The following is an 11,005-nucleotide window of genomic DNA, read 5'->3' on the forward strand; positions in this document are numbered from 1 at the left end:
CGGTAAATACCGGGCTTTTTTATGCTAGTTAGAAACTAAACTGAGCGGCGAGGCGGAAGTTGATGCCTTCACCTATGGTGACATTATTGGTGCCACCGCCAGCCAGATAGTCTGTATCGAACAGGTTTTCGATATTTAAGCGCAGATCGACGTCATTACCGGCAAGTTTGATGGCATAGCTAGCACCAACATCGACACGAGTATAGGCATCTTTTTCTATCTGGTTATCGCTGTCGGCAAAGCGTTTGCCGGTATAGAAGAGTCCGGCGTTTAGCGCTAAGGCTTCGGTGACTTCATAGCGTGACCATAATGAAGCCGACCATTTCGGTGCATCTGCCGGGGTTTTCCCTTCCAGGCTTTCGTCACGCTCGTAGTTGGCATCCAAGTACATGCTTGATGCCATAACAAAGAATCGATCATTCACGGCACCTTGGGCGGCTAATTCAATACCCTTATGGCGCTGCTCACCTACTTGTGTGGTGATGGTGTCGTAATCTGGATGATCGACAAACTCGCTGACCAGGGTACCTTTTTTACTAATATCAAAGAGTGCGCCGGTAAGCAGCAGGCGCTCATCGAACAGTTGCCATTTAGCGCCGATTTCCATTTGCTCCGAGGTGACGGCGTCGAGTTTCATATTGTGATTTTTATCACTTTCGTTGATCAGACGCTCTGAACCTTGGGGCTCAAAACCCTCAGAATAGCTGACATACAGGGTGGCATTGTCGTTCGGGTGATACAGCACACCGACCTTAGGCAATACAGATTCGTTATCGGCATCTTCTTTATTCTGTTTGTCGTAGCGGCCGCCCAGCGACAGTTGCCACTGTGGATTAAAGGTGATCAAATCCTGAATATAGATGCCATAGTAGTCATACTCGTTACTCGATAGGCTGGTATCGCTTTTATAGCTGATATCCGGGCGGCTTGGTTCGCTTTGGCCGGGGATATAATCTATGGCATCGGCACTGGTGCGCAGCTGGCCATAGTAATAGTCCAGACTGTTGGCGCCGATCAGCAGCTGGTGTTGCATGCCCGCAAGCTGGAAGTCACCAATAAAGTCGATATAGGCGGTGGTAAATTGCCAATCGTCAAAACGATCATAAGGGCGTGAGTTATAGCTGTCACCGACTTGGTAGTCACTGGGTTTACGTGGCGCCGACTCAAAGCGCTGGCGCTCAAAGGTTTGTTCGTTATAGCCCAGTTTCAGTTGCCAGTGATCGTTGAGATAGGTGCGCACATCCAGGCCTAGGTTCTCTACCACTATATCGGTAAAGGCCCAGGAGAAGTCGTAAATGGTTTTGTCATCGCCGATGATCTTGCCTTGCGAATCTAACCAGGCGCCGGTGTCGAGGCCGGTTTTATCATCGGTGCGATCATAATGAACGCGGATTAGGGTGTCGTCGCTGAGGTCGTAATCAAGTACCAGAGCGCCGAGGAAACGGTCACGCTCACGCTCATCGCCGTTGGCATAGTCACGCCAGAAGTTCACATCTTGCTTAACCACAATGCCGCGTCCACGTAGTGTTTCATCTTCATTGAGTGCCGAGCTGGCATCGACCATAAAACGGGTCGAGCCATGCTGGTTGACATCGGCACTAAGATTAACAATGCGATTCGCGGTAGGCTTTTTGGTAACCATGTTAACCAGACCGCCTGGGCCTGACTGACCATATAAAATACTTGCTGGGCCCTTGATTACTTCAACACGTTCTAGGATCTCAATAGGCTGTTGGTAGTGCGACCAGTGCTGGTGGCCATCGCGTAGATAACCGGTTGCTGAGCTTAGGCTAAAGCCGCGCATATTAAAGGTTTCCCGGTTGCGCTGGTTTGAGCCCGAGGTCAGGCTGGCATCATTGCTTAGCACTTCCCCCAAAGTAGTAGCCAGTTGTTCATTGACTATGGTTTCTGGGATCACGGTAACCGACTGGGCTGTTTCCAGTAGTGAGGCATCGGTGCGCATGGCGCCAGAGGCGCTATCGACCTTGTAATCATTGAAATAACTACCGACCACTTCAATGGTTTCCATCTTGGTTGCCGCCAGGCTGGGTGCTGATAAAACACTGAAAATAATGAGAGAAAGAGGGTGGCGTGTCATTACGTAAGATCCTAAAAAGTTGTTGCAAGCCATTTTTAATGCGCATGCTATTGCAAATGATTCTCAGTTTCAAGTCTTTATTTCTTGTATTTATGCGATGAGTTGAATTAGGCGTTGAGGAAGGTGTTATTTCTGTGCTTAGGGTCTGTTTATCTTTGCGGTTTACTTTATGTTCAATCTAAACGCATTCTGATCACGACGCTCGTTATGATGCATAGTCATTCTATGTTCATAGCGAGTAACACAGAGCAGGATGCGTTTAGATGAACCCGCAGGGCAGCGCTTGTAGCGCATTTCTACTGTGTTGTTACATGTTTATGTAGAATAACTACACTACACATGTGCCGCCTTGTATAAATACACTACAAACTGCTGCAGAAACAAACAACAAAGGTCAACAGACCCTAGTTTAAGTAACTCAATGACTTTATAAAGTGGCTATGATTTGCAGGTTAAAAACGCTGCTTTTTTGGGCTGTGGAATGTGAAAGATATGGGCTGCTAGTCGTAATAAAGTTGAATATACCCGCCGGATATGAATAAATAGCAAACACTTGTAATAAGTTGAGGCTGTTACAATAAAGGCTCAAACTAATAAGGATATGGTGTGGTGCTGACATCTGGTGATAGCGAAGCGAATCTAAAATGACGCTGTTTATGTCTCAAGTAATCAATAGCCCGGGGCCTGGTAGCTATGCCCTAACGCAACGACAAAGTGGAAGAAAGTAATGCTGCAAAGGAAGGTCTGCTTTTATAAACCACTAAGCCTGTTTTTCTGTGCTGCCTTGTCTCTTGCTCCCTGTTACGGTGCCAGCTCGACGCTGGAGCAAATCCTGCTTGAGCCCAAAGAGGTACAACTCGAGCGTGCTATAGCAAGTTTAAGCGAACCTATAGCCGATAAAGAAAAGCTAGCACTGACTCGGTTTGTTGCCGAGCAATACTTTGGCAGTGGGGATTATCAAAAAGCGACCCGTTATTTTTTGCGGGCAGAGCAGTTATCCGCCGATATTGAGCCTCCAGTACAACGTGCCGATTACGCGAAAAAGCAGGGGATAGCCAATTACTATCGCGGCCATTATCTTAGTGCCGTCGAGGATTACTCCAGAGCCTTACAGATACTTGAACAAATAAATGAGCCACTGTTGCAGGCTCATTTATACAATAATATCGGCTTAGCCTTGATGCGCGCAGAGCGCCTGGAGCAGGCCATAGATTATTTTGGCAGCGCCAAAACCTTATATGACGAGTATGGCTCGGAGCAGGATAAGGTCGATATTACTCACAATATTGCCGGCGCCTATATTAGTGCCGATCGCTATGATGCCGCGTTGGAGATGTATGCCACAGTGGGCGATGCATTTACGCGCCTGGGGGACACCGCAGGTCTGGCGCAAATGCAGTCTAATCTCGGCGTTATTTATCGCAACCTAGGGCAACTCGATGCCGCCGCCGAGCAGTATCAATTGGCGTTGGCAAACCTAGCTAAAATCCATGATTCCTTAAGTTTTAACAACACCTTGATGAATTTGGCCAACCTTTACTTTTCCCAGGGCCGCTTCGATGACGCCTTGGCAACTTTAGAAGAAGCCAAGGCTCACCTGGAGGTGTTTGATTACTTCCCCGGACTCATTACCATACAAGAGATTACCGCCAAGGTACTTTATGGCAAGGGCGAGTATGAGCGTGCGCAAGAAGCCTTGGCGCAGGCCTATGCGCTGGCAAGTCAGGACAACAATAATAATGAGCCTCTGGATACTTATTTAATTGAACTATTGCTGGTGGCCGCCAAGGGCGATACTAAGCAGGCTTTGGTGCTGTTTGAAAAATATGAGCGTGAACGCGATCAGGCCGTTAGTAAGGCCATAGCCAGTCGCCTTAATGATTTTCATGCCAAATACAACACGACTCAGTTGCAGCGCCAAGTGGAATCACTGCAGCGTCAGCAGGAGTTTGAGCGTATTGCAGCGCACCAACGTAATCAGTTTACCTGGCTGGTAGCCGGATTATTGTTGCTGACCTTGATTATCGGCGTGCTGCTGTATCGCCGCGGAGCCGAGCGCCGAGCCAATACCATCTTAGAAGAGAAGGTGCGTCAGCGTACCCAGGAACTTGAGGCTCTGGCACAACAGCTTAGTTCAGCTAATGAAATTAAAAGCCAGTTTCTGGCCAATATAAGTCATGAGATCAGAACACCGCTGACTTCTATCATGGGTCAGGCCGAGGCCATTATTCATGGTGAGGTGCGCAAGGGCGATGTCGCCAAGGAGCTGCAGGTTATTTATAACAACAGCAAGCATCTGGGTGAGTTGATCAATGATGTACTGGATTTAAGTAAAATCGAGGCCAATAAACTCGAGCTTAATATTGCCTTGGTGAGTCTGGATTCGCTGCTTGGTGATATTAAGGCCATGTTTGCACCTAGCGCCCTGCAGCAGGGAATCGACTTTTACATCGACAACCAACTGCCGGCAAACAGCGGCGCTGAATTGGATTATATTCGTGTTAAGCAGGTGTTGGTGAACCTGTGCTCTAATGCCATTAAATTTACTGAGCAGGGCGAGGTAACACTAAAGGTCAGTGCTCAGGAAAAGACCCTGGTATTTTGTGTTGAAGATACTGGGATTGGCATTGCCGAGGATAAACTGGAAGCGATTTTTACCACCTTTAGTCAGGGCGACAACTCCATTAGTCGTCGTTTTGGCGGCACAGGTTTGGGCTTGAGCCTGTCGCAGCAATTGGCATATATCATGGGGGGTCAAATTACCGTAACCAGCACCTTGGGATGCGGCAGTAGTTTTTGCTTTAGGCTGCCCTGTCAGCACATCCAATTAACGAGCCAGCAGCAAGTACAGCCGCCACCTTGCTACGCTTCCAGCTTTAGTGGCACTGTGGTATTGGCGGAGGATCACCCGGATAACCGCCGCCTGATTGAGCGCTTATTGCAGAATCTGGGGGTGACGGTTTACAGCGCCGAAAATGGTGAACAAGCGGTGGAATTGGCCTTGAAGCATCATCCGGATCTGGTGCTGATGGATATTCAGATGCCGATACTCGATGGTTTAGGGGCGTTGTCGCTGTTGCAACAGTGCGGTTTTAGTAGCCCCATTATCGCCTTGACTGCCAATGCCATGACCCATGAAATCGCTCACTATAAACAGGTAGGGTTTGCCGGTCATCTGGCCAAGCCCATAGATAAGGCACAGTTTTGCGCCGTGTTAGAGCGCTACCTAAGCATCAGTGAGCAAAAAGAAGGTTACCGCGAGGTGGATATGAGCGATCTGTGCCAGAGTTTTGCACAAACGCTTCCCGCTGAAATAGCTTTACTAAAAGCGGCGCAGCAACGTGATGATATTACCGCCGTAGCTCAAATTGCCCATCGCCTGGCGGGGGCAGCAAAGATGTTTGCCGATGCCGATTTAGCTCAATTACTCAGTGACATTGAGCGTGCCGCCAAATATCAAGACGGTGAGCACGTCAGTGAGCTGCTCAATGATCTGGCGATGCACGACACAGAGTCAGGGCATTAATATCTAAACCGCAGACACAAAAAAGCCACTGCAATTACAGTGGCTTTTATTTAACCAAATAAAGCTTACTTGCGCTTCATGGAGTCAAAAAACTCGTCATTGGTTTTACACATGGCCAGTTTATCGATAAGGAATTCCATGGCATCGATTTCCGACATGTCGTGAACTATCTTACGCAGGATCCACATCTTCTGTAGCTCATCCGTTTTGGTCAGTAATTCTTCACGACGAGTACCTGAGCGGTTGAAGTCAATCGCTGGGAATACGCGTTTCTCGGCAATCTTACGGTTCAGGTGCAATTCCATGTTACCCGTACCTTTAAACTCTTCGTAGATTACTTCATCCATTTTCGAGCCGGTATCGATAAGCGCAGTGGCTATGATAGTCAGGCTGCCGCCTTCCTCAACGTTACGTGCCGCACCAAAGAAGCGCTTTGGCTTGTGCAGGGCGTTGGCGTCAACACCACCGGTAAGTACCTTACCCGATGATGGAATAACCGTGTTGTAGGCACGCGCTAGACGAGTGATTGAATCAAGCAGGATAACTACGTCTTTCTTGTGCTCAACTAGGCGCTTAGCCTTCTCGATCACCATTTCTGCTACCTGTACGTGGCGGCTGGCCGGCTCATCGAAGGTTGAAGCAACAACTTCGCCCTTAACCAGGCGCTGCATTTCTGTTACTTCCTCAGGGCGCTCATCGATAAGCAATACCATGAGTTCACAATCAGGGTGGTTATAGCTAATAGACTGGGCAATATTCTGTAGCAGCATGGTTTTACCGGCTTTAGGCGGTGCCACCAAAAGACCACGCTGGCCTTTACCAATCGGCGCTGCAAGGTCAAGAACACGAGCGGTAATATCTTCGGTACTACCGTTACCACGCTCCATGCGTAAGCGCTCGTTGGCGTGCAGTGGCGTTAAGTTCTCGAATAAAATCTTGGTGCGTGAGTTTTCCGGCTTATCAAAGTTAACTTCATTAACTTTAAGCAGAGCAAAATAGCGTTCGCCATCTTTTGGTGGACGAATAAGGCCGGCAATGCTGTCGCCTGTGCGCAAACTGAAGCGACGAATTTGGCTTGGAGATACATAAATATCGTCTGGACCAGCAAGGTACGAAGCTTCTGAGCTACGTAGGAAACCGAAACCGTCTTGCAGGATTTCTAATACACCGCCACCGAAAATGTTTTCGCCGCTTTTCGCGTGCGCTTTCAGGATGGCAAAAATAATGTCTTGTTTTCTTAGGCGGGCTACATTCTCTAGGCCCATAGACTCGGCTTGTTTTACAAGTTCGTTGATCGACTTGTCTTTCAGTTCGCGTAAATGCATATTGGTGGGTTCTTTAAACTATTTATCGTCTCGAAATGGAAGTACTTCGAGTGAGGTTGTTGGATAAACTTGGAGTTGTTGGGGTTATAAACTAGCAGCTCAGTGGCTTATCGTCCAGTCTTTATACAAAATGTCATATAAAAAAAAGGGCGAGCGCCCTTTTTTTTATAATCTGTGCTTAGATGTTGTTTTCTAAGAACTCAACTAGCTGAGCTTTAGAAAGGGCACCTACTTTAGTAGCAGCAACCTGACCGTCTTTGAACAGTAGTAAGGTTGGAATACCGCGAATACCAAACTTAGGCGGAGTGCCAGCATTTTGGTCGATATTCAATTTACCGATAGTCACTCGGCCTTCAAACTCGCCAGCTACATCGTCAAGAATAGGAGCAATCATTTTACAAGGTCCGCACCACTCAGCCCAAAAGTCGACTAGTACAGGTTTGTCTGATTGCATTACGTCAGCATCAAAGCTGTCGTCTGTTAATTGGATAATTTTATCGCTCATCACGTTCTCCGTTAAATTTGGCGAATTTATTTAGTGCGTATTTAAACACTCTTGTTTCTTATTGCAAGTTTAAGCGTTATGCTTTATCGCTATGAATAAGACACATTTAACCGATAAAAAATTTGCAGACTTTGCTTTAGCTCCGGAGGTGGTTGCCGGATTGCAAGCAAGTGGCTTTGAATACTGCACGCCTATTCAGGCTAAGTGTATGCCTTATGTTGAGGCTGGCCGCGACATTGCGGGCCAAGCGCAAACTGGCACAGGTAAAACACTGGCGTTTCTTACCGCCACCTGCCATCACTTATTGCAGAGTCAAAAGCCGTCGGGTCAGCAACCAAGAGCCCTGATCATGGCCCCCACACGGGAGCTTGCGATTCAGATCCACAAAGATGCGAAAATCTTGGCACCGCACTGCAACCTTAAACTAGGTTTATTATATGGTGGCGAAGATTACGAAAAACAACGGGCGCAGCTAGAAAAAGGTGTCGATATTTTAATTGGTACTACGGGCCGTTTGATCGACTTGTATAAACAAGGCAGTTATACCCTTAATGATATTGAGGTTGTGGTACTTGATGAAGCGGATCGCATGTTCGACCTCGGCTTTATTAAAGATATCCGTTATATGTTCCGCCGTATGCCAGAAGCGACCGAGCGTCTAAACCTGCTATTTTCGGCAACCTTGTCTTATCGCGTGCAAGAATTAGCGTTTGAGCACATGACCAACCCTGAGCATGTGCAGATTGAACCGGATGTTAAAACCGGTAAACGTATTGCAGAAGAGCTTTTCCATCCGTCGCAAAACGACAAAATGAAACTGCTGCTAACGCTGATCGAAGAAGAGTGGCCGGAAAAAGCCATCGTTTTTGCCAACACCAAGCATGTATGTGAAGAGGTTTATGCCTGGTTAAAGCAAGACGGTCATCGCGTTGGTTTGCTTACAGGTGATGTAAATCAAAAGAAGAGACAAGCAACTCTGGCACAATTTGCCAAAGGCAGTTTAGATCTTCTTGTAGCGACGGACGTTGCCGCCCGTGGTTTGCATATTCCTGAAGTAAGTCATGTATTCAACTATGACCTACCGGACGATTGCGAAGATTATGTACACCGTATAGGCCGTACCGGTCGTGCAGGGGCTTCGGGCCATGCCATCAGCTTTGCCTGTGAGCAATATGCCTATAACCTGCAAGAGATCGAAGACTATATTGAGCACAACATTCCAGTGTCTCATTATGATAAAACTGCGCTGTTGGATGATCTTACGGCACCTAAGACCATTAAACGTCGTGGGCCGCAAGGGCGTTCACGTGGTAAAAGCCAAGGCCAAGGACATGGGCAAGGTCGCCGTCGCCATGGACAAGGGCGTTAATCTAGCAAACAGCGTGCAAGCTTGGCTTTAAGCCAAGCTTTTTTAGAGGTAAGTACGTGGTAAATTCTTCTCTCCAAGATGATTTATATGCGGTAATTGATCTTGGCTCCAATAGCTTTCATATGTTGATTGCCAAAACTGTGGCTGGCTCGTTACAAACCATGGGCCGAGTAAAACGCAAGGTGCGTTTGGCGGCGGGCCTCGATGGCAGCATGCAACTGAGTCAGGAAGCAATGGAGCGCGGTTGGGAATGTTTAGCCTTATTTGCCGAGCGACTGCAGGATATTCCCGCATCACAAGTTCGTATCGTCGCCACGGCCACGCTCAGACTGGCGACGAATGCCGATGTCTTCAAAGAGCGCGCAGAGCAAATTCTTGGTCATCCCATTAAGGTGATCAGCGGCGAAGTAGAAGCAAAGACCATCTACCAAGGTGTGGCGCATACATCGGCTTGCTCTGGTAAGCAACTGGTTATTGATATAGGTGGCGCCAGTACCGAAATAGTCATAGGCGAAGGCCAACAAGCCATTCACTACACCAGCTTGCATATGGGCTGCGTTACCTACCTAGAGCATTACTTTAAAGATGGTTTGCTCAGCGACAGCAATTATGACAATGCTATCAAGGCGGCAAAACAAATTCTGCAACCCATTATTGCCTTATACCGCGAAACCGGATGGGACTATGCCGCAGGCGCCTCTGGCACGGTTCAGGCAATCCAGGAGATCATGGTTGCCCAACGCCAAGATGAAACCCTGACCCTAGACAAGCTGCTTGATATCCGTCAATTAACTACCCAATACATCTCAATCGAACAGCTGCAACTTCCTGGATTAAGTGAAGAGCGTCGTTTGGTCTTTGTTTCTGGCCTTGCCATTTTGATTGCCATCTTTGAGAGTTTGCAGGTGAGCGCCATGGGGTTGGCCGGTGGTGCATTGCGTGAAGGCGTACTCTATAGCATGGTGCCACAACTGCAGCGTCAGGATATTCGCCAGCGCACCATAGACAGTTTTATTACCCGCTATCATTTGGATAGCAGGCAAGGTGAGCGGGTTGCCTGCATTGCCAAGCTATTATTGGCGCAATTAAGTCAGCCTTGGCAACTTAGTGAGGCCGAACATGGGTTATTGACCGCAGCGGCCATGTTGCATGAGGTTGGTCTGCTAATCGAATATAAGCAATACCCTAAGCATGGCGCTTATATTATTACCAATACCGATATGCCCGGGTTCACCAAGCAGCAGCATGATCTGGTAGCAAAACTGGTGCGCTTCCATAAAGGCGATGTGCTGGCACGCGATTTTGAATCACTTGGTGCTCACGAAAAGCTAGCCACTCAGTTAGTGCGTTTATTAAGGTTGGCAGTAATTCTGTCAATGCGTCGCAAAAACGATGTTTTACCCGAGCTGGTAATTAAAGAACATAATAATGCGCTGACACTCTATATAGATAAACAATGGTTAGATGCACATCCCCTTATGTTAAGTGAGCTACAGCAAGAGTCCCTATACCAGCGCAAGGCTGGTTGGAAACTAACCATCAGCAATTAAAACCCCGTCAAAAAGCCACCATCCGGTGGTTTTTTGTATGTTTTTGAGTCTTTATGCTCAATTTAACTGCAAACGATCCATTTTTAGCAATTTTCTTTAAAAAAGGGCTTGCGTCAAAAACGAATCTCCCTATAATGCGACCCCACTGAGACGGCAGGCAGCAACGCATAGCGAAGCGCTAGCAACTCAGGGAGTCAAATAAAACTTAAGTTAGAAACTTTAAATTTTCTAAAAATTAAGTGTTGACAACAAATCAGGGTTAAGTAGAATGCACAGCCCTCGAGAAGCGAAAGCGAATCGAAACGTTCTTTAAAAATATGAAGCAATCATCTGTGTGGGCACTCGTACAGGTTGAGTTCTAACAGCAGATTCTAGTTCGCTAGATGACGCAAACAAATTTAGAGTCTCAAATGAAGTGAGTGACCAACAGCAACAAGTTTACTTGTTGCAGCACAGTCAATTCGATATCGAAAGATATCATCACAGTATTCATTGAGCAGAAGCTTAGGCTTCAAAAACTTTTAATTGAAGAGTTTGATCATGGCTCAGATTGAACGCTGGCGGCAGGCCTAACACATGCAAGTCGAGCGGTAACATTTCTAGCTTGCTAGAAGATGACGAGCGGCGGACGG

6 protein-coding genes and 1 rRNA gene are annotated in these 11,005 nt (G+C 47.4%); 4 read left to right on the forward strand and 3 right to left on the reverse strand.

Annotated elements, in window-relative coordinates; all coding sequences use genetic code 11:
• Nucleotides 1-28: 28 nt before the first annotated feature.
• Nucleotides 29-2,098, reverse strand: a complete 2,070-nt coding sequence (locus WCN91_RS14880; protein ID WP_342680151.1) for a TonB-dependent siderophore receptor — start codon at nt 2,096-2,098, stop codon at nt 29-31.
• A gap of 727 nt (nt 2,099-2,825) precedes the next feature.
• On the opposite strand from WCN91_RS14880, the gene WCN91_RS14885 reads away from it, so the two are divergent.
• On the forward strand, nt 2,826-5,624 hold the full coding sequence (locus WCN91_RS14885; RefSeq protein WP_342680152.1) for an ATP-binding protein: 2,799 nt from the start codon (nt 2,826-2,828) through the stop codon (nt 5,622-5,624).
• A 65-nt stretch (nt 5,625-5,689) separates the two neighbouring features.
• Here the strand turns inward: WCN91_RS14885 and rho are convergent, their stop codons facing one another.
• Nucleotides 5,690-6,949 (reverse strand): transcription termination factor Rho, encoded by a 1,260-nt coding sequence (gene rho / locus WCN91_RS14890; RefSeq protein WP_342680153.1) that lies wholly within the window; start codon nt 6,947-6,949, stop codon nt 5,690-5,692.
• Nucleotides 6,950-7,127: 178 nt separating this feature from the next.
• Nucleotides 7,128-7,454 carry a thioredoxin TrxA gene (trxA, locus tag WCN91_RS14895; RefSeq protein ID WP_342680154.1) on the reverse strand — a complete coding sequence of 109 codons (327 nt, stop codon included), beginning with the start codon at nt 7,452-7,454 and terminating at the stop codon, nt 7,128-7,130.
• Nucleotides 7,455-7,545: 91 nt separating this feature from the next.
• On the opposite strand from trxA, the gene rhlB reads away from it, so the two are divergent.
• The 3 genes from rhlB to WCN91_RS14910 all read left to right on the forward strand — a co-directional run.
• Complete coding sequence (gene rhlB, locus WCN91_RS14900; RefSeq protein WP_342680155.1) at nt 7,546-8,823, forward strand: ATP-dependent RNA helicase RhlB; 1,278 nt, start codon at nt 7,546-7,548, stop codon at nt 8,821-8,823.
• Nucleotides 8,824-8,879: 56 nt separating this feature from the next.
• Complete coding sequence (gene gppA, locus WCN91_RS14905) at nt 8,880-10,373, forward strand: guanosine-5'-triphosphate,3'-diphosphate diphosphatase (RefSeq protein ID WP_342680156.1); 1,494 nt, start codon at nt 8,880-8,882, stop codon at nt 10,371-10,373.
• A gap of 522 nt (nt 10,374-10,895) precedes the next feature.
• Nucleotides 10,896-11,005: ribosomal RNA gene (locus WCN91_RS14910) — 16S ribosomal RNA — on the forward strand; the annotation flags it as partial.

This window comes from Pseudoalteromonas qingdaonensis, from assembly GCF_038739665.1.
In the GTDB taxonomy this organism is placed as follows: Bacteria; Pseudomonadota; Gammaproteobacteria; order Enterobacterales; family Alteromonadaceae; genus Pseudoalteromonas; species Pseudoalteromonas qingdaonensis.